Consider the following 26,153-nt stretch of genomic DNA (forward strand, 5'->3'; position numbering starts at 1 on the left):
CCATTACGCAGCTATTAGTCTTCTTTCGAACCGCGCGAAGCGCGTTTACGATCGTTTTCCGTCAGGTGACGCTTACGGATACGGATAGACTGCGGCGTTACTTCCACCAGTTCGTCATCATCGATGAATTCCAGAGCCTGCTCCAGAGTCATCTTGATAGGCGGAACCAGAACCGTGGCTTCGTCTGTACCAGACGCACGCATGTTGGTCAGTTTCTTACCGGTCAGGCAGTTTACCGTCAGGTCGTTAGAACGGCTGTGAATACCGATGATCTGGCCTTCATAAACTTCCGCCCCGTGACCCAGGAACAGCTTGCCGCGATCCTGCAGACCGAACAGCGCGAACGCTACCGCTTTACCCTGACCGTTGGAGATCAGCACGCCGTTGTTGCGCTGGCCCACTTCGCCCGGACGAACGTCGTCGTAATGGCTGAAGGTGGAGTAGAGCAGACCAGTACCGGAGGTCATGGTCATGAACTCAGAACGGAAGCCAATCAGGCCGCGGCTTGGGATCACGTAGTCAAGACGTACGCGGCCTTTGCCATCCGGATTCATGTTTTTCAGATCGCCTTTACGCTCGCCCAGAGCCTGCATGACAGAACCCTGATGCTGCTCTTCAACATCCAGCGTTACGTTCTCGAACGGCTCTTGTTTACGGCCGTCGATTTCGCGGAAGATAACTTTCGGACGGGAAACCGCCAGTTCGAAACCTTCACGACGCATGTTTTCGATAAGCACGGAGAGGTGCAGTTCACCGCGACCAGAAACGCGGAACGCATCAGCGTCTTCGGTCTCTTCAACGCGCAGCGCAACGTTGTGCACCAGCTCTTTGTTCAGGCGGTCCAGGATCTGGCGAGAGGTAACGTATTTACCTTCTTTACCACAGAACGGCGAGGTGTTGACGTTGAAGAACATGGTTACGGTCGGCTCGTCGACAGACAGGGCCGGCAGCGCTTCGACATTCTGCGGATCGCAGATGGTGTCGGAGATGTTCAGTTCGCCAAGGCCGGTAATCGCGATGATATCGCCCGCTTCCGCGAGATCGGTATCGATACGCTCCAGGCCCAGGTGACCCAGCACTTTGCCCACTTTACCGTTGCGAGTTTTACCTTCGCTGTCGATAACGGTGACTTGCTGGTTCGGCTTCACTTTACCGCGCTTGATGCGACCGATGCCGATAACGCCCAGGTAGTTGTTGTAATCAAGCTGGGAGATCTGCATCTGCAGCGGGCCGTCAAGGTCCACGTCCGGCGCCGGAACATGGTCGACAATCGCCTGGTACAGCGGGGTCATGTCGTCAGCCATGTTTTCATGGTCCATACCTGCGATGCCGTTCAGCGCGGAAGCGTAAACGATCGGGAAGTCCAGCTGCTCGTCGGTAGCGTCCAGGTTTACGAACAGGTCGAAGACCTGATCGACAACCCAGTCAGGACGCGCGCCCGGACGGTCGACTTTGTTGATAACGACGATAGGCTTCAGGCCATGGGCAAATGCTTTCTTGGTCACGAAGCGCGTTTGCGGCATTGGGCCGTCAAAAGCGTCAACCACCAGCAGCACGGAGTCAACCATGGACATGACACGCTCTACTTCACCCCCGAAGTCGGCGTGCCCTGGGGTATCAACGATGTTGATACGGTAATCATTCCATTTGATGGCAGTGTTTTTCGCGAGGATGGTAATCCCACGCTCTTTCTCCAAATCGTTGGAGTCCATCACACGCTCTTGTGCTTCAGTACGCTCGTCGAACGTACCGGATTGCTGGAGCAGTTTGTCAACCAGGGTAGTTTTACCGTGGTCAACGTGCGCAATGATGGCGATGTTACGCAGATTTTCGATCACAACTTTGCCTCAGGCATTAGAAATAGCGCGTTATTGTACACGTATTAATCGAAGGACTAAACAGGATCACAGACTTCCTTCCCAAACAAGTTTAGCTGCCGGGCTTTGTGATCGCTTTCACGGAGCGATAAAAGGGAGACATAACGCAAATTGCACCAACACAGTGCTTTATTTTTACATGCAAGCACTATATTGGTGCAATTTATCCACAATGGTGCATCCCTTTTGCACTATGGTGCGCATCATAGCGCCTTTTGCAGGCATTTTAAAAGTTGGCACACTTTTCGCTTTATCTTAGTCATGGCGCCAATGCCTTTTTTAAGCAGTATTTGAAGACCTCGTTACCACGACGACAATGACAAATCCGGGAGAGTTAAGTATGTCCGCTGAACACGTTTTGACGATGCTGAACGAGCATGAGGTGAAGTTTGTCGATCTGCGCTTCACCGATACCAAAGGTAAAGAACAGCACGTCACTATCCCTGCTCACCAGGTAAACGCCGAATTCTTTGAAGAAGGCAAAATGTTTGATGGCTCTTCCATCGGTGGCTGGAAAGGCATTAACGAATCCGACATGGTGCTGATGCCGGACGCCTCCACCGCTGTCATTGACCCGTTCTATGAAGAGCCGACGCTTATCATTCGTTGCGACATCCTGGAACCGGGCACCCTGCAAGGCTATGACCGCGACCCGCGCTCCATCGCGAAACGCGCTGAAGAATACCTGCGCTCTACCGGCATCGCGGACACCGTGCTGTTCGGGCCGGAACCGGAATTCTTCCTGTTTGACGATATTCGCTTCGGCAGCTCAATTTCTGGTTCTCACGTGGCTATCGACGATATCGAAGGCGCGTGGAACTCCTCCACCAAATACGAAGGTGGCAACAAAGGTCACCGTCCGGGCGTGAAAGGCGGTTACTTCCCGGTTCCGCCAGTCGACTCTTCGCAGGACATCCGTTCCGTGATGTGTCTGACCATGGAAGAGATGGGCCTTGTTGTTGAAGCTCACCACCACGAAGTCGCAACTGCTGGCCAGAACGAAGTGGCAACCCGCTTCAACACCATGACCAAAAAAGCGGACGAAATTCAGATCTACAAATACGTCGTGCACAACGTGGCTCACCGCTTCGGCAAAACCGCGACTTTCATGCCGAAACCGATGTTCGGCGACAACGGCTCCGGCATGCACTGCCACATGTCTCTGTCCAAGAACGGCACCAACCTGTTCTCTGGCGACAAATATGCGGGTCTGTCTGAGCAGGCGCTTTACTACATCGGCGGCGTAATCAAACACGCTAAAGCGATCAACGCCCTGTCCAACCCGACCACCAACTCTTATAAGCGTCTGGTTCCGGGTTACGAAGCGCCGGTTATGCTGGCTTACTCCGCGCGTAACCGCTCCGCTTCTATCCGTATTCCGGTGGTGGCTTCTCCGAAAGCGCGTCGTATCGAAGTCCGCTTCCCGGACCCGGCGGCTAACCCGTACCTGTGCTTCGCCGCGCTGCTGATGGCGGGTCTGGATGGTATTAAGAACAAAATCCACCCGGGCGAAGCAATGGACAAAAACCTCTACGATCTGCCGCCGGAAGAAGCGAAAGAGATCCCGCAGGTTGCTGGCTCTCTGGAAGAAGCCCTGCAGGCGCTGGATCAGGACCGCGAGTTCCTGACCGCAGGCGGCGTATTCACCGACGATGCCATCGATGCGTACATCGCGCTGCGTATCGAAGAGAACGACCGTGTTCGCATGACGCCGCACCCGGTAGAGTTCGAACTGTATTACAGCGTTTAATCCGAAGTCATTTTTTGTTGCCGTGGAAACTTTCAGCCCATCTTCGGATGGGCTTTTTTCTCCATGCTGGCGCTGTTTTCAGGCGATTTTATGTCGCAAAACGTTATACTGCACTAAATTGGTGCAACCAGGGAGACTGCTGAATGGCAACAGGCACGCTGCCCGATGCTGGGCAGATCCTCAATTCACTCATCAACAGTATTTTGCTGGTTGATGACGAACTCGCGGTGCATTACGCGAACCCGGCGGCGCAACAGCTGCTGGCGCAAAGTTCCCGCAAGCTTTACGGCACCCCGCTGCCGGAGCTGTTGAGCTATTTTTCTCTTAACATCAGCCTGATGCAGGAGAGCCTGAACGCAGGCCAGGGCTTTACTGATAATGAAGTCACGCTGGTGATTGATGGCCGCTCGCATATTCTCTCCCTCACGGCGCAACGGCTGCCGGAAGGACTTATTCTGCTGGAAATGGCGCCGATGGATAACCAGCGCCGCCTGAGCCAGGAACAACTGCAGCATGCGCAGCAGGTAGCGGCTCGCGATTTAGTCCGCGGACTGGCGCACGAAATTAAAAACCCGCTCGGCGGCCTGCGCGGCGCGGCGCAGCTGTTAAGTAAAGCCTTGCCGGACCCGACGTTAACCGAATACACCAAAGTGATCATTGAGCAGGCCGATCGCCTGCGCAATCTGGTGGACAGACTGCTCGGCCCGCAGCAGCCCGGTATGCACGTGACGGAAAGCATCCACAAAGTCGCGGAGCGCGTGGTGAAGCTTGTGTCGATGGAGCTACCGGAAAACGTAACGCTGGTACGTGATTACGACCCAAGCTTACCCGAGTTCGCCCATGACCCGGACCAGATTGAGCAGGTGTTGCTGAACATTGTGCGCAACGCGTTGCAGGCGCTGGGCGAGGAAGGCGGCGAAATCGTGCTGCGCACCCGCACCGCCTTCCAGCTGACTTTACACGGCGTTCGCTATCGCCTTGCCGCCAGAATTGATGTGGAAGATAACGGGCCGGGCATCCCGGCTCACTTGCAGGATACGCTGTTCTACCCAATGGTCAGTGGCCGCGAAGGCGGCACCGGTCTGGGGCTTTCCATCGCCCGAAATCTTATCGATCAGCATTCGGGAAAAATCGAATTTAACAGTTGGCCGGGTCATACCGAGTTTTCGGTTTACCTGCCTATTCGGAAGTAGAGGTCTCTATGCAACGAGGGATAGTCTGGATCGTTGATGACGATAGCTCCATCCGCTGGGTTCTGGAACGCGCGCTTACCGGCGCAGGCTTAAGCTGCACCACGTATGAAAGCGCAAGCGAAGTGCTGGACGCGCTGGCGACCAAAACGCCCGACGTCCTGCTTTCGGATATTCGCATGCCAGGCATGGACGGCCTGGCGCTGCTCAAGCAGATCAAACAGCGTCATCCCATGCTTCCGGTCATCATAATGACGGCGCATTCCGATCTGGACGCCGCCGTTAGTGCCTATCAGCAGGGCGCGTTTGATTATCTGCCGAAGCCGTTTGATATCGACGAAGCGGTGGCGCTGGTAGAGCGCGCCATCAGCCACTATCAGGAGCAACAGCAGCCGCGTAACGTGCAGGTTTTCGGGCCTACCACGGATATCATCGGCGAAGCGCCGGCAATGCAGGATGTGTTTCGCATTATCGGCCGCCTTTCCCGCTCCTCAATCAGCGTGCTGATTAACGGCGAATCGGGCACCGGTAAAGAGCTGGTCGCTCACGCGCTGCATCGCCATAGCCCACGAGTGAAGGCGCCGTTTATCGCGCTGAATATGGCGGCGATACCGAAGGATCTTATTGAGTCTGAGCTATTCGGCCATGAGAAAGGGGCGTTTACCGGCGCTAACCAGATTCGCCAGGGTCGCTTCGAGCAGGCCGACGGCGGCACGCTGTTTTTAGACGAAATCGGCGATATGCCGCTTGATGTGCAGACGCGTCTGCTGCGCGTGCTGGCCGATGGCCAGTTTTACCGCGTCGGCGGCTACGCGCCGGTGAAGGTCGATGTGCGCATTATCGCCGCAACGCACCAGAACCTGGAGCTGCGCGTACAGGAGGGGAAATTCCGTGAGGACCTTTTCCACCGTCTGAACGTCATCCGCGTGCATTTGCCGCCGCTGCGCGAACGCCGGGAAGATATTCCGCGTCTGGCGCGCCACTTCCTGCAGGTGGCGGCACGCGAACTGGGTGTAGAGGCTAAACAGCTCCATCAGGAAACCGAAGCGGCGCTGACCCGCCTCGCCTGGCCTGGCAACGTACGCCAGCTGGAAAACACCTGTCGTTGGTTAACGGTGATGGCGGCGGGTCAGGAGGTTCTGATTCAGGATCTGCCCAGCGAACTGTTTGAAACCAGCGTGCCGGACAGCCCCTCCCAGAGCCTGCCGGACAGCTGGGCGACGCTGCTTGCGCAGTGGGCCGATCGGGCGTTGCGTTCCGGTCATCAAAACTTGCTTTCAGAAGCGCAGCCGGAGATGGAGCGTACGTTGCTGACCACCGCTTTACGTCATACTCAGGGGCATAAGCAGGAGGCGGCGCGGTTGCTTGGTTGGGGAAGAAATACCCTGACGCGCAAGCTTAAAGAGCTGGGCATGGAGTAACGCGGTGGCGCTGTGTAAAAAACCGCCACTTCGCGCAAAGTGCGTTAATTTTGTACTTTACTGTGATAATGAGTTCAGTATGATCGTGCGCGTTCACGCGGGGGGATCAACATGCTGGAATCATTAATTCAACTGGTGTCGCACAGCGCCGAAGCCGGCGCGGCAGCAAGCCATACGCCGCAAACGGCGATAGCGGCTTTGCTCTGTGCGGCGCTGGTCAATTTCTTTAGTTAAAAAAGGCGGGTTTTAAACCCGCCTTTTTTATATCACCCGAGAGAACTGCTGAAGCCGCGCTTTGCGACGCAGGTAAATATCAAAACACATGCAGATGTTGCGAATAAGCAGTCTGCCCTTCGGCGTCACCCGGATGCCCTGCTCGTTGATATCCACCAGCCCGTCCTGCGCCAGCGGTTTTAACAGCGCCAGATCTTCAGCAAAATACTCAGCAAAGTGCAGCGCCCACGCCTCTTCAACCTCAGCAAACGACAACTGGAAGTTGCAAATCAGCGCCTTGATGACATCGCGGCGAATACAGTCGTCGCGCGTAAGCGCGAGGCCGCGCCATAGCGCATTCCCTTTCTCATCCACCTGCTGGTAGTAAAGCTTCAGCTCTTTCTGGTTTTGCGCATAGCAATCGCCAAGCATGCTGATGGCGGAGACGCCAAGCCCCAGCAGATCCGTATCGCCCTGGGTGGTGTAGCCCTGGAAGTTGCGGTGCAACACGCCCTCGCGCTGGGCAATCGCCAGTTCATCATCCGGACGGGCGAAATGGTCCATGCCAATAAACTGGTAGCCCGCCTGCGTCAGCGACTGGATAGTTTGCTGCAGAATGTCGAGCTTCTGCTGCGCGGAAGGGAGATCCGCTTCCTTGATTTTACGCTGCGCCGCGAAGAGGTTTGGCAGGTGCGCATAGTTGAAGACGCTGAGGCGATCCGGGTTGAGCTGCGCCACACGCTTCAGGGTAAAGGCGAAGCTTTCCGGCGTCTGCTTCGGCAGGCCGTAAATCAGGTCAATATTGGTGGAAGTGAAGCCAATCTCACGCGCATGTTTAAGCAGAGCGAATATAAACGCTTCGTCCTGCTCGCGGTTTACCAGCCGCTGCACCTCTTTATTGAAGTCCTGCACCCCCATGCTGAGGCGACTGAAGCCTTCGGCACGCAGATGGTCGAGCACATCCAGTTCGATTTCGCGCGGGTCCACTTCAATGGAGATTTCCGCATCTTCGTTAAAGCGGAAATGGCCGCGCAGCAGGGCCATCAGGCGGCTGATTTGCGCTTTGTTCAGATAAGTTGGCGTGCCGCCGCCCCAGTGCAGCTGGCTGACGCGACGACCAGCAAAAAGCGGCGCGCGATGGACAATTTCCTGCTCAAGCGCATCGAGATACTGGTCCGCCTTATGCTGCTGACGGGTCACTATCTTGTTGCAGCCGCAGAAATAGCAGAGCTTGTGGCAAAACGGGATATGAACATAGAGCGAAAGCGGGCGCTCTGGATAGCGCGCCACCGCTTCGGCAAACGCCTGCTCGCCAAACGATTCGGAGAACTCAAGGGCGGTGGGATACGAAGTATAGCGCGGCCCGGAATAGTTATATTTCTGGATAAGGGCCAGATCCCAGTCGATTAACTGCTCAGACATGCTCACTCCTTCCGACGGTGTCGCCGACGCGTTCGGCGAACTGGCCTACCCGCCTGATGAGGGATAAGCCGGCTGCGCAGCCATTTTTGCCGCCGCGACAGCCGCTGTAGTTTAACGAATAACCACACCAGATAACATACTATTGGAAGGAGTATGAGCAGAACCGGCAGGCCCATCGGATCTTAGTTGCCGCCCTTCAGCAGACGCATCATATCTTCCTGGCCCTCTTCCTCTTCTTCGTCATCGTCGTCATACGAGAGGCCAAGCTGCTGCATAAGCTCATCGATGCGATCGAGTTTTGCATCCACCCAGGCTTGATCTTCAGCGCTGATGGTTTCGCCCTCTTCCAGGCGCTCCAGCAGGGAATCCAGGCGTTCGTCGTTTTCCAGCATATCCAGTTCGGCTTGCGGTGAAAGCATCGGTTTCTCGCTCTTCGGTTTAGGCTGCTTTTTGGCAGGCGCTTCAGTTACGCCCAGAGGAATCGGCTTTTTGCTGCCGATACGCGGATCTTTCGCCTGCGCGCCGCCTTTACCTTTTGAGCCTGCGGTCGCCCCTGTGGCGCGGCTACCCGGCGCATGGCCGCGGTGCTTTTTCTCGCGCTTGCGGTCGCGAGCTTCCTGGTTAATTTCTTCGCGTGTCTTACGATGCGCTTTTGCGCCGCTTTTGCTGCGCCCTGCAGAGGTTGGTTGCTTCATGGGATATCGTCTTGAGCCGTTTTGATCAGTATAGAATTGCGGCGGAATCTAGCAGAAAGCAAGCAAAGAAAAAAGGCGACAGGTTATTTACCTGTCGCCCTTTTTCTTGACTCTATACCGGTCACCGGTTTTCCCGTCCCTGTAGCTTTTCGACAACCCCTGTCTTTCCCTAAGCCTGCAACGCTCCGTGTTGCTTTCCTTTTCCCTTTTAACGCCGCTTCCCTGGGCGGGCCAGCCTGGCCATAATCCTTTTCTCGTCATCCTGACGCATCAGCATCCTCTTGCGGAAATCCTCTCCCTGAGGCTGCCTTGCCTGTGCTGTCTACTTTACCAGGATCTCGCCGTCTCACAAGCAAGCGAAGCCATTACGGGAGGACTTTCAGAAAGTTCTGTACGCATAACCTGCTGTTTTACTTAACTTAAATTTTGCATGTTACTGATTTTTCCTAAGAAATCTTAAAGCAGGAATAGCCGATCGCTTACAAACCGCCGGGGAACCGCTGTAAGCCTGCCGCCAGGATTAACACAGCCTTTCGGCCATGTTCAGGTATAATCCCGGCAATTGCTTATCCTCTGACGGAGAAAACCGTTTTGACTAACTGGAATTATCAACTGACGCACTTTGTCACCAGCGCGCCAGATATCCGCCACCTTCCTGCCGACAGCGGCATTGAAGTCGCCTTTGCCGGTCGCTCTAACGCGGGGAAATCCAGCGCGTTAAATACGCTCACTAACCAGAAGAGCCTGGCGCGCACCAGTAAGACGCCGGGGCGCACCCAGCTTATTAACCTGTTTGAAGTTGCAGAAGGCAAGCGGCTGGTGGACTTGCCAGGCTACGGCTATGCCGAAGTCCCGGAAGAGATGAAGCGCAAATGGCAGCGCGCGCTGGGCGAATACCTGGAGAAACGCCAGTGCCTGAAGGGGCTGGTTGTGCTGATGGATATTCGCCATCCGCTTAAGGATCTCGATCAGCAGATGATTGAATGGGCAGTGGACAGTCAGATCCCGGTGCTGGTGCTGCTGACTAAAGCGGATAAACTGGCGAGCGGCGCGCGAAAATCGCAACTAAATATGGTGCGCGAAGCGGTTATCGCGTTTAACGGCGACGTGCAGGTAGAGATGTTCTCTTCGCTGAAGAAAATGGGCGTCGATAAACTGCGTCACAAGCTGGATAGCTGGTTTAATGAGATGCCGCCCGCGACGGCTGACGAGGACGCCGAAGAGGCGTGATAGCGTGCGGGTTTGCCCCGCGCCGCCTTTTCTTCAGACAATAAAAAACGCCCCAGTCATTACTGACTGGGGCGGCTAAATATTCAGCCAAATCCGATTACGTGAAGTAAAAGGTCTGAAAGATAGAACATCTTACCTCTGTACCCTACGTCTTTAACTCTACTCTTTTTTGACGGACCTACAAAGCATTTTTTGTAGTTTTTTTTCACTCTTTACATAGCGAATTCTAATGATCATCACAAAATGATATGAGTTATGTTGCTTAGTTACATAAAACGGCTATAACGCGACCGCCGTTAATGCGCCTGGTCCCAGTTTTCCCCGCTGCCTACTTCCACCAGCAACGGCACATCCAGTTTCGTACTGCTTTCCATCAGATGATGGATCTTCTGCGACACCGCCTCAAGGTCATCTTTATGCACCTCAAACACCAGTTCATCATGCACCTGCATGATCATTTTCACCCGCGGTTGCTCTTCCTGCAGCCAGGCGTCCACAGCTATCATGGCGCGCTTAATGATATCCGCCGCCGTGCCCTGCATAGGGGCGTTGATAGCCGCGCGCTCCGCGCCCGCACGCCGCGCGGCGTTGCTGGCATTGATATCCGGCAGATAGAGGCGACGCCCTTCCAGCGTCTCAACATAGCCTTGCTCTTTCGCCTGCTTACGGGTGCGCTCCATATACTCGAGCACGCCAGGATAGCGCTCAAAATAGAGATCCATATACTTCTGGGATTCTTTACGAGAAATATTCAGCTGACGAGAAAGACCAAAAGCGCTCATGCCGTAAATCAGACCAAAGTTAATCGCTTTAGCGCTACGGCGCTGTTCAGCAGAAACGCTCTCCAGCGGCAGACCGAATACCTCCGCGGCGGTGGCGCGGTGAATATCCTGGCCTTCGGCAAACGCCTTCAGCAGACCTTTATCGCGGGAAAGATGCGCCATAATACGCAGTTCAATCTGCGAGTAGTCCGCGGAGACGATGAGATAGTCATCTGGCGCGATAAACGCCTGACGGATACGGCGCCCCTCTTCATTACGCACCGGGATGTTCTGCAAGTTCGGGTCGGTTGAGGAGAGCCGTCCGGTCGCTGTCACAGCCTGGTGATAAGAGGTGTGAACGCGGCCCGTTTTTGGGTTGATCATTTGCGGCAGCTTGTCGGTATACGTCGACTTGAGCTTAGCGAGACCGCGGTACTGCAAAATAACTTTCGGCAATGGATAATCCAGCGCCAGCTCCGCCAGCACTTCTTCGGAAGTGGACGGCGCGCCGCCAGGCGTTTTCTTCAAAGGTTTAATACCCTGCTTCTCAAACAGAATGGTTTGCAGCTGCTTGGTTGAAGAGAGATTAAACGGCTCGCCTGCAATTTCATGCGCTTTTTGCTCAAGCTCCGCCAGGTGGTGCGTTATCTCTTCCGAATGCGCATGCAGCACGGCCGGGTCGATTTTCACGCCGTTACGCTCAATGCGCGAAATCACCGGCACCAGCGGCATTTCGATATTCTGGAAGATATTGAGCGGGCCCGCGTATTTTTGCAGCTTCGGCCACATCTTCAGATGCAGTTGCAGGGTAACGTCAGCATCTTCCGCCGCGTAACGCCCCGCCTCCTCAAGCGCTATTTGGTTAAAGGTGAGCTGGTTTTTACCTTTGCCGGCAATGGTTTCGAAAGTGATGGTCTGGTGCTTAAGCCAACGTTCGGCGAGGCTGTCCATATCGTGACGGCCAGAGACGCTATCGAGAATATAAGACTCCAGCATGGTGTCGAACGCGATGCCCCGCAGTTCAATGCCATAGTTCTGCAGCACGCCCCGGTCATATTTCAGGTTCTGTCCTACCTTCAGCAGCTTTTCATCTTCCAGCAGCGGCTTAAGCAGCTCAAGCACGCGCTCGCGTGGGAGCTGATCAGGCGCATCAAGATAATCATGCGCTACCGGTACATAGGCGGCGAGCCCCGGCTCGGTGGCGAAAGAGAGACCGACCAGGCTGGCGGTCAGGTTATCCAGGCTGTCGGTTTCGGTATCAAAAGCGAAAACCGGCGCTTTTTTCAGACGCCCAATCCACTCCTGCAGCGTATCTTCATCAAGAATGGTGACGTAATTTTCAAAAGAGAGCGCTACCGCTTCTTCTTCCGGCTCCGCCTCTATCTGGATAGTCTCTTTCGGCTTAACGGCGGGCTTAGCCCCTTTGGCCTGCAGCCACTTCCCGGCCTCGACATCTGAGGTCCAGCGTTTGAACTCATAGCGTTTGAACAGTTCCAGCAGGTCATCCACCAGCGGTTGCTGCACTTCAAGCTGCTCGCTGTTCAGATCCAGAGGCACATCCGTTTTGATGGTGGCCAACTGATAGGAGAGATAAGCAACCTCTTTGCTCTGTTCAAGCTTCGCCGCCATGGTTTTCGCGCCACGGAATGAAAGCTCAGCGATTTTCTCCGGGTTAGCATAAAGCGAATCAAGCCCACCCAGCCCCTGCAATAACGCCTGCGCGGTTTTTTCACCGACGCCCGGCACGCCTGGAATGTTGTCCGAGGAGTCCCCCATCAGCGCCAGAAAATCGATAATAAGCTCCGGCGGCACGCCATATTTGGTCTGTACTTCTTCCGGACCCAGGATCGTGTTGGTCATCGTGTTGATAAGGGTGACCTGCGGCGTAACCAACTGCGCCATGTCTTTATCGCCGGTGCTGATGAGTACCGCGCGGCCTGCAGCAGCAGCTTCTTTCGCCAGCGTGCCGATAACGTCATCCGCCTCTACACCGCTTACGGCGAGCAGCGGCAACCCCATCGCCTTCACCATCGCATGCAGCGGTTCTATCTGCGCGCGAAGGTCGTCCGGCATGGGCGGCCGATGGGATTTATAATGCTCAAAAAGTTCGTCGCGGAACGTTTTTCCTTTAGCATCAAACACCACCGCAGCATGCGTTGGTTGATACTGCAATAACAGGCTGCGCAGCATATTCAGTACGCCATACATCGCACCTGTCGGTTCGCCTGCGCTGTTGGTCAGCGGTGGAAAAGCGTGATAAGCCCGGTAGAGGTAAGAAGAGCCGTCAACGAGGATAAGGGGATTTTCTGGAATCTGAACCATGTGTCCGTGCCTGATTATCAAGTTATGGATAAAGGATGCCATAGCCTGGCAAAAAACATGAACTTTTCAGGCCGCCGGAGGCGAAAGAATTGTCGATCCGCGAGATCGCTTCCAGAGCCCGCCTGTGGATAACTTTGTGTACAGTTTTCTAAGCTATTAATAAAGAAATATAATTTTCCCGCTTCGCAAGCGAAAAATCCATGTGGATCAATTGTTTATGTTATTAATAAATGAGTTAACTATCTCAGTAAGGTAAGATATTAATGTGGATATAAAAAGATTAGGCGGATTATTAAGCTGCTATTTTCATTTACAAATTTATCTCTTTTAAACCCGGTTACGTTTAGGTGCCTTGCTGCCTGCGGTTTTCTGGTAAGATCGGTCCCTCCTGCTTACTGCCCATATTCTCTATTATTACTCATTGAAAAAGCCATTATGCCGAGATTACTCGCCGCGATAACGCTGGTTCTTAGTATCGCGCTTACCTTTCTGGTAACCATTTTCTGCTCTATCCCTATCATTACGGCGGGCATCGTTAAGCTTATTCTGCCTGTTCCCTCGGTCTGGCGTTCCGTCTCCGCTTTTTGCAATTTTATGATGTATTGCTGGTGCGAGGGGCTGGCCATACTGCTCCATTTAAATCCGCATCTGAAATGGGATGTAGAAGGATTAGAAGGGCTTAACAAGAAGAACTGGTATTTGCTTATTTGCAATCATCACAGCTGGGCCGACATCGTGGTGCTGTGCGTATTATTCCGTAAGCATATTCCGATGAATAAATACTTTTTGAAACAGCAGCTTGCCTGGGTCCCTTTTATTGGTCTGGCTTGCTGGGCGCTGGATATGCCTTTTATGCGCCGTTATTCACGCAGCTATCTCCTGCGTCATCCGGAAAGGCGTGGCAAGGACGTGGAAACCACTCGCCGTTCCTGTGAAAAATTTCGTTACCATCCCACGACTATCGTTAATTTTGTGGAAGGATCGCGCTTTACGGAAGAAAAACGTCAGCAACAACGTTCCCCTTATAAACGCCTACTCCCACCGAAAGCGGCAGGGATCGCTATGGCGTTGAATGTCCTGGGTAGGCAGTTTGATAAATTACTCAATGTGACGCTGAGCTATCCGGAAAATAACGACAGACCTTTCTATGACATGCTCAGCGGTAAACTTACGCGGATCGTAGTACGTGTAAATTTACTGCCCATTGCTGAAGAATTACATGGAGACTATGTAAACGATAAAAATTTCAAGCGTGGTTTCCAGCTCTGGCTGAATAGTCTGTGGAATGAGAAGGATGCGATGCTGGAACGCATTGCAGAGAAATACAAAAACGCCGGTCACTGACCGGCGTTTTGTTATAAAGATTATTTCTGGCTGACGAGGAACTTCACGGTATCCGCATATTGCTGGACAAACGCGTCCATATTGCTGGTATCCATGCCCTGCGGGTTCAGCTGATATTTGCCGTTAACAAACATGGACGGCACGCCCTGCAGTTGTAAATCGGCAGCCGCTTTTTCCTGCTGCGCGACCAGAGATTTCACCACAAAGCTGTTCCATGCCGCGTCGTATTCCTCCGGCTTCACGCCTGCATCGACAAACACCTTACGGATGTCCGCGACAGTCTGAACGCTCTGCGTTTTTTGTACGGCTTCAAACATCGGAGAAGTGATTTTGTCTTCCACGCCCAGCGCCATTGCTACCGCCCACGCCTGAGTCAGATCTTTACCCAACGGGCCCAGGAACTCGACATGGTACTTGGTCATTTTGGTGCCTTCCGGCAGTTTTTTCTTCACCGTGTCGGAGACATGCAGCACTTGTTCAAACTGGTAGCAGTGCGGGCAATAGAAGGAAAAGAACTCCAGCACCTGAGGTTCGCCAGCTACCGGTTTTTGCAAAGTAATATATTCTTTGCCATCGGTAACTTGCGCCGCCGAGGCGCTAAAAGCCAGGATCATGCCTGCCAGCGCCAGCCAAATTTTTTTCATAATCAACTTTCTCCTGAATGTTACTGATTAATACATTGGCGTTAATTGTAGTGGGGGCTCACCAAGAACCCTGACCTGCTCGGTAAAAATGGCAGTCTGTCTGCGCCAGTAGTCCTCCTCGGCAAGCCAGGGAAAACTTCTGGGAAAAGCGGGGTCGTCCCAACGGCGGAGCAGCCACGCCAGGTAATAGACCATGCGCATGGCGCGCAAAGGCTCTATCAAGGACAACTCGTTAAGGCTGAAGGGCATAAATTCTTCATACGCTTCAATGATGGTTTCAAGCTGCATACGCTGTTCGGCTTTATCGCCGTTGAGCAACATCCAGAGATCCTGTATAGCGGGACCGTTACGCGCATCATCAAGGTCAACAAACAAAGGACCATCGCGCCAGAGGATATTGCCCGGATGGCAGTCGCCGTGCAAACGAAGCGATTCAAAACGGGTATGCCATTGGGCTGTCACAGCCTCAATTAACTTATCCGTTGCATTAAGAAAAGCGGCTTTGAGCGAAGCGGGAATAAGCGCGTGTTGTTCAAAAACCTGCCGGGGCTCAATCAAATATTCCTGAGTGCTGATATCAGGGCGATGCTGAAAACGCATGCGCCGTCCACACTGGTGAATACGGCCAAGATAGCGTCCTACCCACTCCATTTGGTCGAGGTTATCAGCTTCGTATTGACGTCCGCCAAGGCTTGGGAACACGGCAAAATAATATCCCTGATGGGTAAGCAGCGTCTCTCCATGAAAGCGCAGCGGGGCGGCGAGCGGCACTTCATCCTGCTGCAATTCCAGCGCAAACTGGTGCTCTTCGCCTATCTGTTCTGCACTCCAGCGCTGCGGACGATAGAATTTCACTACGTAGCGTTTACGATCTTCATCCTGAAATTGATAAACGCGGTTTTCATAGCTGTTAAGCGCGGTCAGGCCCGAATCAACACGGATACCCTGTTCGAACAGGGCGTCCATGATCATATCCGGATGTAATGTCTGGAAAGTAAAAGCTTTATCTGTCATTCCAAAAGCCGCAAAGCAAAGCGAATGGCTCAGGATAGCATCTTGTGACCTTCGTGGTGGATCCGCTTACAAGGTTTTACTCTTTAATTACGCCACGGGCGCGCAACAGAGCGGTTTTAAAATCTTCCTCGTAATCTTTCTGAATGCCAGGAATGACGGCGTCTTTAGCGCTGTCGCGCATTTTGAGATGGTAGATCAGAATGTCATCAGAGAGATCAACGAGATCGCCGGTATAGCCTGACTCAGCCGCCAGTTTCTGTAAAAATTGCAGCAAGTTGAGGTCGGGTTCTTTTTCCCAGGCTGGCTGCAGCAGTTCGATAACTTCATTCAGGCGTTTGCATTTCATAATAGGCTCCTTTTGCTTAAGAATGACACGTTAGCAGGCTCAAACCCACAAGAAAAGAGGTGATATACATTGTGAGAAATAACCCAATATCCGGTGTCATTCTGGCGGGTGGGCAGGCAAGACGCATGCAGGGAAAGGATAAAGGTTTACAGCTATTAAGAGGCATGCCGCTTTGGCAGCATGTTGCTCAGCGTTTATCTCCGCAGGTTTCACAAGTCGCTATCAATGCCAATCGTAATACAGAAGAGTACCGACAAAGCGGTCTACAGGTTATCAGCGATACGCTGCCAGACTACCCGGGACCGCTGGCAGGCATGCTTGCTGCGATGCAAAAAATGAAAAGCGAATGGTATCTCTTTTGCCCCTGCGACACGCCGCGTATTCCGCCAGACCTGGCCGAAAGGTTATGGCAAGGGCGACAGGACGCTTGCGCCGTCTGGGTGCATGATGGAGAGCGAGATCATCCTACTCTTGCACTGCTTCATTGCTCACTGGAAAAACCGCTCTACGATTATCTTGTGAAAGGCGAACGTCGCGTAATGCAGTTCCTGCGCGAGAGAGGCGGACATAGTGTCTCTTTTCATCACGAAGCAGCCTGTTTTATTAACGTTAATACGACTGACGATCTGGCTTACTGGCAGGACAAATAATGGTTCCACTACTGGGTATTGCCGCATGGAGCGGGACGGGGAAAACCACGTTACTCAAACAGCTTATTCCCTTGCTGCGTCAGCAGAACATTCGCGTTGGGATTATCAAACATACCCATCACGAGATGGATGTCGATAAGCCTGGTAAAGACAGTTATGAATTACGTCATGCCGGCGCGTATCAGACGCTGGTCGCCAGCCAAAAACGCTGGGCGTTGATGACTGAAACTCCGGAGTTACCGGAGCTTGATCTAAGCTATCTTGCCAGTCGTATGGACGCCGCTTCATTAGATCTTATTCTGGTGGAGGGGTTTAAACAGGAAGCTCTGCCAAAACTACTTCTGTTTCGACAAGCTGCCGGATACAGGATTGATGAACTGCGGCTTGATGAGTTTGTTATCGCTATTGCTACAGACACTGAACTTAACAGCGCCCTTCCACAATTTGATATTAATAACGTTGAACAGATTGCCAGGTTTATTCATTTATGGCTGAAGGCGCAGAGAGAGGAACAGGGGCTTTGAGGGAAGCTTGCGGGGCTTCACGGGTAAAGCGAGCTATCCATAAAAACCTACGGCCTTTCGTTCTGAGGGTGGGATATTTTCAGTAGCTGATGTTAGCGGGCAGGAAAAGGCGTGGCTGTACCGCTGAAAAGCAAAAAACCCGGTCTGATGACCGGGTTTTTGCTTTGTTTGATGCCTGGCAGTTCCCTACTCTCGCATGGGGAGACCCCACACTACCATCGGCGCTACGGCGTTTCACTTCTGAGTTCGGCATGGGGTCAGGTGGGACCACCGCGCTACGGCCGCCAGGCAGATTCTGTTCACCCACCGCTTTCGCCATGAGTGGTTATCCGTCACAAGCTGAAATTTCTCAAATCACGCCAAAACATCTTCGGCGTTGTAAGGTTAAGCCTCACGGTTCATTAGTACCGGTTAGCTCAACGCATCGCTGCGCTTACACACCCGGCCTATCAACGTCGTCGTCTTCAACGTTCCTTCAGGAGACTCGAAGTCTCAGGGAGAACTCATCTCGGGGCAAGTTTCGTGCTTAGATGCTTTCAGCACTTATCTCTTCCGCATTTAGCTACCGGGCAGTGCCATTGGCATGACAACCCGAACACCAGTGATGCGTTCACTCCGGTCCTCTCGTACTAGGAGCAACCCCCCTCAATTCTCCAGCGCCCACGGCAGATAGGGACCGAACTGTCTCACGACGTTCTAAACCCAGCTCGCGTACCACTTTAAATGGCGAACAGCCATACCCTTGGGACCTACTTCAGCCCCAGGATGTGATGAGCCGACATCGAGGTGCCAAACACCGCCGTCGATATGAACTCTTGGGCGGTATCAGCCTGTTATCCCCGGAGTACCTTTTATCCGTTGAGCGATGGCCCTTCCATACAGAACCACCGGATCACTATGACCTGCTTTCGCACCTGCTCGAGCCGTCACTCTCGCAGTCAAGCCAGCTTATGCCATTGCACTAACCTCCTGATGTCCGACCAGGATTAGCTGACCTTCGTGCTCCTCCGTTACACTTTGGGAGGAGACCGCCCCAGTCAAACTACCCACCAGACACTGTCCCCACGCCGGATCACGGCGCCAGGTTAGAACATCAAACATTAAAGGGTGGTATTTCAAGGTTGGCTCCACGCAGACTGGCGTCCACGCTTCAAAGCCTCCCACCTATCCTACACATCAAGGCTCAATGTTCAGTGTCAAGCTGTAGTAAAGGTTCACGGGGTCTTTCCGTCTTGCCGCGGGTACACTGCATCTTCACAGCGAGTTCAATTTCACTGAGTCTCGGGTGGAGACAGCCTGGCCATCATTACGCCATTCGTGCAGGTCGGAACTTACCCGACAAGGAATTTCGCTACCTTAGGACCGTTATAGTTACGGCCGCCGTTTACCGGGGCTTCGATCAGGAGCTTCTCTTGCGATAACCCCATCAATTAACCTTCCGGCACCGGGCAGGCGTCACACCGTATACGTCCACTTTCGTGTTTGCACAGTGCTGTGTTTTTAATAAACAGTTGCAGCCAGCTGGTATCTTCGACTGGTTTCAGCTCCGCGAGCAAGTCGCTTCACCTACGCACCAGCGTGCCTTCTCCCGAAGTTACGGCACCATTTTGCCTAGTTCCTTCACCCGAGTTCTCTCAAGCGCCTTGGTATTCTCTACCTGACCACCTGTGTCGGTTTGGGGTACGATTTCGTGTTACCTGATGCTTAGAGGCTTTTCCTGGAAGCAGGGCATTTGTTGCTTCAGCACCGTGGTGCCTCGTCATCACGCCTCAGTGTTAAAGTGAACCGGATTTACCTGGAACACCCACCTACACGCTTAAACCGGGACAACCGTCGCCCGGCCAACATAGCCTTCTCCGTCCCCCCTTCGCAGTAACACCAAGTACAGGAATATTAACCTGTTTCCCATCGACTACGCCTTTCGGCCTCGCCTTAGGGGTCGACTCACCCTGCCCCGATTAACGTTGGACAGGAACCCTTGGTCTTCCGGCGAGCGGGCTTTTCACCCGCTTTATCGTTACTTATGTCAGCATTCGCACTTCTGATACCTCCAGCAGACCTCACAGTCCACCTTCGACGGCTTACAGAACGCTCCCCTACCCAACAACGCTTGCGCGTCGCTGCCGCAGCTTCGGTGCATGGTTTAGCCCCGTTACATCTTCCGCGCAGGCCGACTCGACCAGTGAGCTATTACGCTTTCTTTAAATGATGGCTGCTTCTAAGCCAACATCCTGGCTGTCTGGGCCTTCCCACATCGTTTCCCACTTAACCATGACTTTGGGACCTTAGCTGGCGGTCTGGGTTGTTTCCCTCTTCACGACGGACGTTAGCACCCGCCGTGTGTCTCCCGTGATAACATTCTCCGGTATTCGCAGTTTGCATCGGGTTGGTAAGCCGGGATGGCCCCCTAGCCGAAACAGTGCTCTACCCCCGGAGATGAGTTCACGAGGCGCTACCTAAATAGCTTTCGGGGAGAACCAGCTATCTCCCGGTTTGATTGGCCTTTCACCCCCAGCCACAGGTCATCCGCTAATTTTTCAACATTAGTCGGTTCGGTCCTCCAGTTAGTGTTACCCAACCTTCAACCTGCCCATGGCTAGATCACCGGGTTTCGGGTCTATACCCTGCAACTTAACGCCCAATTAAGACTCGGTTTCCCTTCGGCTCCCCTATACGGTTAACCTTGCTACAGAATATAAGTCGCTGACCCATTATACAAAAGGTACGCAGTCACCCTCTTACGAAGGCTCCCACTGCTTGTACGTACACGGTTTCAGGTTCTGTTTCACTCCCCTCGCCGGGGTTCTTTTCGCCTTTCCCTCACGGTACTGGTTCACTATCGGTCAGTCAGGAGTATTTAGCCTTGGAGGATGGTCCCCCCATCTTCAGACAGGATATCACGTGTCCCGCCCTACTCATCGAGCTCACAACCTGTGTGCCTTCGTGTACGGGACTTTCACCCTGTATCGTGCGACTTTCCAGACGCTTCCACTGACACACAAGCTGATTCAGGCTCTGGGCTGTTCCCCGTTCGCTCGCCGCTACTGGGGGAATCTCGGTTGATTTCTTTTCCTCGGGGTACTTAGATGTTTCAGTTCCCCCGGTTCGCCTCGTCAGCCTATGTATTCAGCTAACGATAGTGCAACGGATTGCACTGGGTTTCCCCATTCGGACATCGTCGGTTATAACGCCTCATATCAGCTTACCGACGCTTTTCGCAGATTAGCACGTCCTTCATCGCCTCTGACTGCCAGGGCATCCACCGTGTACGCTTAGTCGCTTAACCTCACAACCCGAAGATGTTTCCTGAGAATCATCATCGTGCTGCAAGCATTTGAGAGACTCGAACACACTTTCGTGTGTCGTTTCAATTTTCAGCTTGTTCCGGATTGTTAAAGAGCAAATATCTCAAACGTGACTTTACAGTCAGTTTTGAGATATTGTGGCCGCGCACCTTTCACTTGCGTTAACCAAGCAGGTGGCGTCCCTTAGGGGATTCGAACCCCTGTTACCGCCGTGAAAGGGCGGTGTCCTGGGCCTCTAGACGAAAGGGACATATATCTTTCGCAGACACCCTGCTTCTTACATCTGTCAGACAATCTGTGTGAGCACTTCAGGGAGGTATCTTTAAGGTAAGGAGGTGATCCAACCGCAGGTTCCCCTACGGTTACCTTGTTACGACTTCACCCCAGTCATGAATCACAAAGTGGTAAGCGCCCTCCCGAAGGTTAAGCTACCTACTTCTTTTGCAACCCACTCCCATGGTGTGACGGGCGGTGTGTACAAGGCCCGGGAACGTATTCACCGTGGCATTCTGATCCACGATTACTAGCGATTCCGACTTCATGGAGTCGAGTTGCAGACTCCAATCCGGACTACGACGCACTTTATGAGGTCCGCTTGCTCTCGCGAGGTCGCTTCTCTTTGTATGCGCCATTGTAGCACGTGTGTAGCCCTGGCCGTAAGGGCCATGATGACTTGACGTCATCCCCACCTTCCTCCGGTTTATCACCGGCAGTCTCCTTTGAGTTCCCGGCCGGACCGCTGGCAACAAAGGATAAGGGTTGCGCTCGTTGCGGGACTTAACCCAACATTTCACAACACGAGCTGACGACAGCCATGCAGCACCTGTCTCAGAGTTCCCGAAGGCACCAATCCATCTCTGGAAAGTTCTCTGGATGTCAAGGCCAGGTAAGGTTCTTCGCGTTGCATCGAATTAAACCACATGCTCCACCGCTTGTGCGGGCCCCCGTCAATTCATTTGAGTTTTAACCTTGCGGCCGTACTCCCCAGGCGGTCGACTTAACGCGTTAGCTCCGGAAGCCACGCCTCAAGGGCACAACCTCCAAGTCGACATCGTTTACGGCGTGGACTACCAGGGTATCTAATCCTGTTTGCTCCCCACGCTTTCGCACCTGAGCGTCAGTCTTCGTCCAGGGGGCCGCCTTCGCCACCGGTATTCCTCCAGATCTCTACGCATTTCACCGCTACACCTGGAATTCTACCCCCCTCTACGAGACTCAAGCCTGCCAGTTTCAAATGCAGTTCCCGGGTTGAGCCCGGGGATTTCACATCTGACTTAACAGACCGCCTGCGTGCGCTTTACGCCCAGTAATTCCGATTAACGCTTGCACCCTCCGTATTACCGCGGCTGCTGGCACGGAGTTAGCCGGTGCTTCTTCTGTGAGTAACGTCAATCGCGATGTGTATTAAACATCACGCCTTCCTCCTCACTGAAAGTACTTTACAACCCGAAGGCCTTCTTCATACACGCGGCATGGCTGCATCAGGCTTGCGCCCATTGTGCAATATTCCCCACTGCTGCCTCCCGTAGGAGTCTGGACCGTGTCTCAGTTCCAGTGTGGCTGGTCATCCTCTCAGACCAGCTAGGGATCGTCGCCTAGGTGAGCCGTTACCCCACCTACAAGCTAATCCCATCTGGGCACATCTGATGGCATGAGGCCCGAAGGTCCCCCACTTTGGTCTTGCGACGTTATGCGGTATTAGCCACCGTTTCCAGTGGTTATCCCCCTCCATCAGGCAGTTTCCCAGACATTACTCACCCGTCCGCCGCTCGTCAGCGAATCAGCAAGCTGATCCCTGTTACCGCTCGACTTGCATGTGTTAGGCCTGCCGCCAGCGTTCAATCTGAGCCATGATCAAACTCTTCAATTAAAGTTTGATGCTCAATGAATTAAACTTCGTAATGAATTACGTGTTCACTCATGAGACTTGCTAATCATTTATCGTCCGAAGACGTTAAGATATCGCAGCCCTGAGTGCCCACACAGATTGTCTGACAAATTGTTAAAGAGCAGTGCCGCTTCGCTTTTTTCTCAGCGGCGCGGGTTGCGTATACTACGCTTTCCCGCTTCAGAGTCAAGCGTTAATTTACGCTTGATTCCGTTTTGATTCTTGCTGTCAGGCCGGCGTGTATGCCGTTGTGCCGTGTCAGTGGAGGCGCATTATAGGGAGTTCTCGCGAACTGACAAGAGTAAATTTAAAAAAAACGCTCAACCGCACACTTTTCAACCAAAACATATCATAACTGCTTATATATTGTGATATTTGCCGTTTTTTGCACCTCATTTCTCTGCCCAATGGCATACTACTTAGCGAGATAAAGCTAAAGGAACTGCTCGCATGTCGTTATCCACTCAACAACTGGCGGCCCAAAAAAACCTCTCTTATGTTCTTGCCGGGAAGTTGGCGCAGCGCATATTAAAAGGTGAGTACGCACCGGGGAGCATATTGCCAGGTGAAATAGAGCTGGGCGAGCAATTTGGCGTTAGCCGTACGGCTGTCAGGGAGGCGGTTAAGACCTTAACCGCTAAAGGCATGGTTTTACCCCGTCCGCGTATCGGCACACGAGTAATGCCGCAAAACCACTGGAACTTCCTTGATAAAGAACTGCTCGCCTGGTGGATGACCGTGGAAGATTTCAATAATGTGGTGAAAGACTTTCTTGTCATGCGACACAGTCTTGAACCTCAAGCCTGCGCCCTTGCCGCGCGTCACGGCAATGAAAACCAGAAGCGCGACCTAAAAGCGACGCTCGATGAAATGCTCTCACTGAAAGCAAAGTTCGACCGTGAACGTTGGGTGGAAGCGGATATGGCTTATCACGAGAAAATCTACGAGATGAGCGGCAATCCTTTTATGACCTCTTTCGCCAGTCTGTTTCGCTCCATCTATTACACCTACTTTACCGCGATTACCCATAATGAGGTGATTAAGCTTGAGCTTCATCAAACCATTGTCGAAGCGATACTGACAGGAAAGAGCGAAGCTGCTTCTACCGCCTGTCAGACGCTTTTGCGGGATAACGATACTCAAGAGCAATAACTAAAAAACAGGATCCGCATGACCAAAAAAGCGCGCAGTATGGCAGGCCTGCCATGGATAGCGGCCATGGCCTTTTTTATGCAGGCGCTGGACGCCACTATTCTTAACACCGCTCTACCAGCCATCGCCCAAAGCCTTAACCGCTCCCCTCTGGCGATGCAGTCCGCGATTATCAGTTATACCCTGACCGTCGCCATGCTGATTCCCGTCAGCGGATGGCTGGCAGACCGCTTCGGCACCCGTCGCGTCTTTATGTTGGCAGTAACGCTTTTCACGCTGGGGTCGCTGGCGTGCGCCCTCTCTGGTTCGCTAGGCGAACTGGTTATCTTTCGTGTAGTGCAGGGGATTGGCGGAGCAATGATGATGCCAGTCGCGCGTCTGGCTCTGCTTCGCGCCTACCCGCGCAGCGAACTCTTGCCAGTGCTTAACTTCGTCACCATGCCAGGTCTGGTAGGACCGATTCTGGGGCCACTATTGGGTGGGGTGCTGGTCACCTGGGCGAGCTGGCACTGGATCTTCCTTATTAATATTCCGATTGGCATCGCCGGGTTGTTGTACGCGCGTAAGTATATGCCGAACTTCACCACGCCGCGCCGCCGTTTTGATTTATCTGGCTTCTTCCTGTTTGGTTTGAGTCTGGTCTTTATCTCCAGCGGCATGGAGCTTTTTGGCGAGCGCATCGTCGCCACCTGGCTGGCGCTGCTGGTCATTGTGGGCGGGCTGCTGCTTTTGCTGGCTTATATCTGGCACACTCGTCGTCACCCAACGCCGCTTATCGCCCTGCCGCTGTTTAAGACGCGAACCTTCTCAGTTGGCATTGCCGGTAATATTGCCTCACGCCTCGGCACAGGGTGCGTCCCTTTCCTGATGCCGCTGATGTTACAGGTAGGGTTCGGCTATCCGGCATTTATTGCGGGCTGCATGATGGCGCCGACGGCGGTAGGCTCGATTCTCGCGAAATCAGTAGTCACAAAGGTGCTGCGCGGTTTTGGTTATCGTAAGACACTGGTAGGCATTACGATTTTTATCGGTCTGATGATTGCGCAGTTCGCTATCCAGTCGCCGGGGAAAGAGGTGTGGATGCTGATCCTGCCGCTGTTTATCCTCGGTATGGCGATGTCGACCCAATTTACGGCGATGAATACCATTACGCTTGCAGACCTTTCAGATGAGAACGCCAGCGGCGGCAATAGCGTGCTGGCAGTGACGCAGCAGCTTTCCATCAGCCTTGGGGTGGCGGTCAGCGCCGCAGTGCTACGCTTTTATGAAGGGTTTGAAAACGCCAATACCATCGAGCAATTCCACTACACCTTTATTACGATGGGCGTGATAACCGTTATTTCCGCAGCGGTCTTTATGCTGCTGCGCGCCAAAGATGGCAACAACCTGATAAGAGAGCGGCATAAGGCTTAAGCCGAACCGCGCTCCACCAGCTCCGGCGTTAGCTGGAGCCGCTGCTGCTGTAAATCGGGCTGCGCCATGCGATGAATCAGCACATCGATGGCCAGCTCGCCCAGTTCGTCCTTCGGTTGATGAATGGTGGTCAGCGGCGGCGTCATGTAGCGCGCCAGCTCTATGTCGTCATAACCCACCAGCGCCATATCCTGAGGAATGCGTAACCCCGCCTGGTAGAGCGCCTGATAGGCGCCAACAGCCATGGCATCGTTACTCATAAATACCGCCTGCGGTGGTTCACGCAACGCCAGCAACGCCTGCATGGCATCGAAACCGCCGCGAAACTCGAAGTCTGCGTTAACTTCATATCCTTCTTTTACGGCAAGCCCGGCGCGCGCCATCGCGTTGCGATACCCTTCCACACGCAGACGCGCCGGGGTTTTATCGAGCGGCCCGGTAATACAGGCGATGCGGGTATAGCCTTTATCAATCAAATACTGCGTGGCGATATCCCCGCCCAACAGCGAGTTATCCTGAATCAGATCGCCCTCGCCGCCGAACGGCGCCCAGTCCATCATAACCGTAGGGATAGCAGGATAACGGCGCATGATTTCCGGCGAAGGTTGATGCGTTTCGGTACAGAGCAGCAGCAAGCCATCAACGCGCTTTTGCAGCAGCGTTTCCAGATTGCGGTTCATTCGCTGCTCATCGCCATCGGTATTACAGAGCACCAGGCTGTAACCACGCTCAAAGCAGCTGCGCTCTACGCCGCGAACCAGTTCGGAGAAGAAAGGGTTGGAGCTGGCGGTGATCAGCATGCCGATGGTTCGGGTCTGGTTGATTTTGAGGCTGCGCGCCAGCGCGGAGGGCGCGTAGTTCAGGCTTTGAATGGCCGCCTCGACTTTCTCGCGAATAGCTTCGCTGACGAAGCGGTCATTATTAATGACGTGTGAAACGGTCGAGGTTGAAACGCCCGCCAGGCGGGCGACATCTTTCATGGTCGCCACAAG

General features: G+C 53.5%; 19 protein-coding genes, 1 tRNA gene and 3 rRNA genes. 10 read left to right on the forward strand and 13 right to left on the reverse strand.

Annotation, left to right across the window (positions count from 1 at the left end; all coding sequences use genetic code 11):
• Positions 1 to 14 precede the first annotated feature (14 nt).
• Positions 15 to 1,838, reverse strand: coding sequence for a ribosome-dependent GTPase TypA (gene typA / locus ACU4F7_RS21710; protein WP_024559162.1), 1,824 nt, complete (start codon positions 1,836 to 1,838; stop codon positions 15 to 17).
• 379 nt (positions 1,839 to 2,217) lie between these two features.
• Here typA and glnA point away from each other — a divergent pair, with 379 nt between their 5' ends.
• The 4 genes from glnA to ACU4F7_RS21730 all read left to right on the forward strand — a co-directional run bounded on the left by glnA (position 2,218) and on the right by ACU4F7_RS21730 (position 6,472).
• Positions 2,218 to 3,627, forward strand: a complete 1,410-nt coding sequence (gene glnA / locus ACU4F7_RS21715) for a glutamate--ammonia ligase (RefSeq protein WP_024559163.1) — start codon at positions 2,218 to 2,220, stop codon at positions 3,625 to 3,627.
• Positions 3,628 to 3,770: 143 nt separating this feature from the next.
• Positions 3,771 to 4,820: a nitrogen regulation protein NR(II) gene (gene glnL, locus ACU4F7_RS21720; RefSeq protein WP_024559164.1), complete on the forward strand. Its 1,050-nt coding sequence runs from the start codon at positions 3,771 to 3,773 to the stop codon at positions 4,818 to 4,820.
• A gap of 8 nt (positions 4,821 to 4,828) precedes the next feature.
• Positions 4,829 to 6,238: a nitrogen regulation protein NR(I) gene (gene glnG / locus ACU4F7_RS21725; RefSeq protein ID WP_481637755.1), complete on the forward strand. Its 1,410-nt coding sequence runs from the start codon at positions 4,829 to 4,831 to the stop codon at positions 6,236 to 6,238.
• Positions 6,239 to 6,349: 111 nt separating this feature from the next.
• Positions 6,350 to 6,472: a YshB family small membrane protein gene (locus ACU4F7_RS21730; protein ID WP_139025660.1), complete on the forward strand. Its 123-nt coding sequence runs from the start codon at positions 6,350 to 6,352 to the stop codon at positions 6,470 to 6,472.
• Positions 6,473 to 6,499: 27 nt separating this feature from the next.
• Here ACU4F7_RS21730 and hemN read toward each other — a convergent pair whose 3' ends face one another.
• Positions 6,500 to 7,873 carry an oxygen-independent coproporphyrinogen III oxidase gene (hemN, locus tag ACU4F7_RS21735; RefSeq protein WP_481637756.1) on the reverse strand — a complete coding sequence of 458 codons (1,374 nt, stop codon included), beginning with the start codon at positions 7,871 to 7,873 and terminating at the stop codon, positions 6,500 to 6,502.
• A 182-nt stretch (positions 7,874 to 8,055) separates the two neighbouring features.
• On the reverse strand, positions 8,056 to 8,568 hold the full coding sequence (gene yihI, locus ACU4F7_RS21740) for a Der GTPase-activating protein YihI (protein WP_024559167.1): 513 nt from the start codon (positions 8,566 to 8,568) through the stop codon (positions 8,056 to 8,058).
• A gap of 591 nt (positions 8,569 to 9,159) precedes the next feature.
• Here yihI and yihA point away from each other — a divergent pair.
• Positions 9,160 to 9,798, forward strand: coding sequence for a ribosome biogenesis GTP-binding protein YihA/YsxC (gene yihA, locus ACU4F7_RS21745; RefSeq protein ID WP_481637757.1), 639 nt, complete (start codon positions 9,160 to 9,162; stop codon positions 9,796 to 9,798).
• Positions 9,799 to 9,881: 83 nt separating this feature from the next.
• On the opposite strand, the gene spfP is transcribed toward yihA, so the two are convergent.
• Entirely contained in the window at positions 9,882 to 9,929 is a 48-nt protein-coding gene (gene spfP, locus ACU4F7_RS21750; protein WP_071892919.1) for a small protein SpfP, read from the reverse strand.
• Between the two features lie 165 nt (positions 9,930 to 10,094).
• Positions 10,095 to 12,881, reverse strand: coding sequence for a DNA polymerase I (gene polA / locus ACU4F7_RS21755; RefSeq protein ID WP_029589959.1), 2,787 nt, complete (start codon positions 12,879 to 12,881; stop codon positions 10,095 to 10,097).
• A 435-nt stretch (positions 12,882 to 13,316) separates the two neighbouring features.
• Here polA and ACU4F7_RS21760 point away from each other — a divergent pair, with 435 nt between their 5' ends.
• Positions 13,317 to 14,225: an acyltransferase gene (locus ACU4F7_RS21760; RefSeq protein WP_029589960.1), complete on the forward strand. Its 909-nt coding sequence runs from the start codon at positions 13,317 to 13,319 to the stop codon at positions 14,223 to 14,225.
• A 20-nt stretch (positions 14,226 to 14,245) separates the two neighbouring features.
• On the opposite strand, the gene dsbA is transcribed toward ACU4F7_RS21760, so the two are convergent.
• The 3 genes from dsbA to ACU4F7_RS21775 all read right to left on the reverse strand — a co-directional run bounded on the left by dsbA (position 14,246) and on the right by ACU4F7_RS21775 (position 16,229).
• Positions 14,246 to 14,869: a thiol:disulfide interchange protein DsbA gene (gene dsbA, locus ACU4F7_RS21765; protein WP_024559171.1), complete on the reverse strand. Its 624-nt coding sequence runs from the start codon at positions 14,867 to 14,869 to the stop codon at positions 14,246 to 14,248.
• 27 nt (positions 14,870 to 14,896) lie between these two features.
• Positions 14,897 to 15,883: a serine/threonine protein kinase gene (locus tag ACU4F7_RS21770; protein ID WP_481637758.1), complete on the reverse strand. Its 987-nt coding sequence runs from the start codon at positions 15,881 to 15,883 to the stop codon at positions 14,897 to 14,899.
• Between the two features lie 76 nt (positions 15,884 to 15,959).
• Positions 15,960 to 16,229: a YihD family protein gene (locus tag ACU4F7_RS21775; protein WP_024559173.1), complete on the reverse strand. Its 270-nt coding sequence runs from the start codon at positions 16,227 to 16,229 to the stop codon at positions 15,960 to 15,962.
• A 125-nt stretch (positions 16,230 to 16,354) separates the two neighbouring features.
• On the opposite strand from ACU4F7_RS21775, the gene mobA reads away from it, so the two are divergent.
• Both mobA and mobB read left to right on the forward strand, forming a co-directional pair.
• Entirely contained in the window at positions 16,355 to 16,879 is a 525-nt protein-coding gene (mobA, locus tag ACU4F7_RS21780) for a molybdenum cofactor guanylyltransferase MobA (RefSeq protein WP_481638765.1), read from the forward strand.
• Positions 16,879 to 17,403 carry a molybdopterin-guanine dinucleotide biosynthesis protein MobB gene (gene mobB / locus ACU4F7_RS21785; RefSeq protein ID WP_481637759.1) on the forward strand — a complete coding sequence of 175 codons (525 nt, stop codon included), beginning with the start codon at positions 16,879 to 16,881 and terminating at the stop codon, positions 17,401 to 17,403. Before mobA ends, mobB begins: the two co-directional genes overlap by 1 nt.
• A 173-nt stretch (positions 17,404 to 17,576) precedes the next feature.
• Here the strand turns inward: mobB and rrf are convergent.
• From rrf to ACU4F7_RS21805, 4 genes are all read right to left on the reverse strand, one after another.
• Positions 17,577 to 17,692 (reverse strand): 5S ribosomal RNA (gene rrf / locus ACU4F7_RS21790).
• Between the two features lie 91 nt (positions 17,693 to 17,783).
• Positions 17,784 to 20,689 (reverse strand): 23S ribosomal RNA (locus ACU4F7_RS21795).
• A gap of 193 nt (positions 20,690 to 20,882) precedes the next feature.
• Positions 20,883 to 20,958: transfer RNA gene (locus ACU4F7_RS21800), tRNA-Glu, on the reverse strand.
• A gap of 78 nt (positions 20,959 to 21,036) precedes the next feature.
• Positions 21,037 to 22,578 (reverse strand): 16S ribosomal RNA (locus ACU4F7_RS21805).
• Together the 16S, 23S and 5S rRNA genes with 1 tRNA gene alongside form the textbook arrangement of a ribosomal RNA operon.
• Before the next feature lie 468 nt (positions 22,579 to 23,046).
• Here ACU4F7_RS21805 and ACU4F7_RS21810 point away from each other — a divergent pair.
• Together ACU4F7_RS21810 and mdtD are read left to right on the forward strand one after the other, a co-directional pair.
• A complete protein-coding gene (locus ACU4F7_RS21810) occupies positions 23,047 to 23,748 on the forward strand; it encodes a FadR/GntR family transcriptional regulator (RefSeq protein WP_481637760.1) in 702 nt (233 codons plus the stop codon).
• Between the two features lie 18 nt (positions 23,749 to 23,766).
• The gene (mdtD, locus tag ACU4F7_RS21815) at positions 23,767 to 25,161 is read left to right on the forward strand and encodes a multidrug transporter subunit MdtD (RefSeq protein ID WP_481637761.1); all 1,395 of its coding nucleotides are present in this window, start codon (positions 23,767 to 23,769) and stop codon (positions 25,159 to 25,161) included.
• Here the strand turns inward: mdtD and rbsR are convergent.
• On the reverse strand, positions 25,158 to 26,150 hold the full coding sequence (gene rbsR, locus ACU4F7_RS21820; RefSeq protein WP_029590012.1) for a ribose operon transcriptional repressor RbsR: 993 nt from the start codon (positions 26,148 to 26,150) through the stop codon (positions 25,158 to 25,160). The two genes, mdtD and rbsR, sit on opposite strands and share 4 nt — an antisense overlap.
• Positions 26,151 to 26,153 lie beyond the last annotated feature (3 nt).

This window comes from Franconibacter pulveris, assembly GCF_056780215.1.

Coding starts and splice junctions, on each gene's coding strand:
- glnA (WP_024559163.1), top strand. CDS start 2,218: ATGTCCGCTGAACACGTTTTGACGATGCTGAACGAGCATGAGGTGAAG.
- glnL (WP_024559164.1), top strand. CDS start 3,771: ATGGCAACAGGCACGCTGCCCGATGCTGGGCAGATCCTCAATTCACTC.
- ACU4F7_RS21810 (WP_481637760.1), top strand. CDS start 23,047: ATGTCGTTATCCACTCAACAACTGGCGGCCCAAAAAAACCTCTCTTAT.
- ACU4F7_RS21770 (WP_481637758.1), bottom strand. CDS start 15,883: ATGACAGATAAAGCTTTTACTTTCCAGACATTACATCCGGATATGATC.
- glnG (WP_481637755.1), top strand. CDS start 4,829: ATGCAACGAGGGATAGTCTGGATCGTTGATGACGATAGCTCCATCCGC.
- dsbA (WP_024559171.1), bottom strand. CDS start 14,869: ATGAAAAAAATTTGGCTGGCGCTGGCAGGCATGATCCTGGCTTTTAGC.
- mdtD (WP_481637761.1), top strand. CDS start 23,767: ATGACCAAAAAAGCGCGCAGTATGGCAGGCCTGCCATGGATAGCGGCC.
- ACU4F7_RS21730 (WP_139025660.1), top strand. CDS start 6,350: ATGCTGGAATCATTAATTCAACTGGTGTCGCACAGCGCCGAAGCCGGC.
- hemN (WP_481637756.1), bottom strand. CDS start 7,873: ATGTCTGAGCAGTTAATCGACTGGGATCTGGCCCTTATCCAGAAATAT.
- ACU4F7_RS21775 (WP_024559173.1), bottom strand. CDS start 16,229: ATGAAATGCAAACGCCTGAATGAAGTTATCGAACTGCTGCAGCCAGCC.
- mobA (WP_481638765.1), top strand. CDS start 16,355: ATGCAGGGAAAGGATAAAGGTTTACAGCTATTAAGAGGCATGCCGCTT.
- ACU4F7_RS21760 (WP_029589960.1), top strand. CDS start 13,317: ATGCCGAGATTACTCGCCGCGATAACGCTGGTTCTTAGTATCGCGCTT.
- yihI (WP_024559167.1), bottom strand. CDS start 8,568: ATGAAGCAACCAACCTCTGCAGGGCGCAGCAAAAGCGGCGCAAAAGCG.
- polA (WP_029589959.1), bottom strand. CDS start 12,881: ATGGTTCAGATTCCAGAAAATCCCCTTATCCTCGTTGACGGCTCTTCT.
- mobB (WP_481637759.1), top strand. CDS start 16,879: ATGGTTCCACTACTGGGTATTGCCGCATGGAGCGGGACGGGGAAAACC.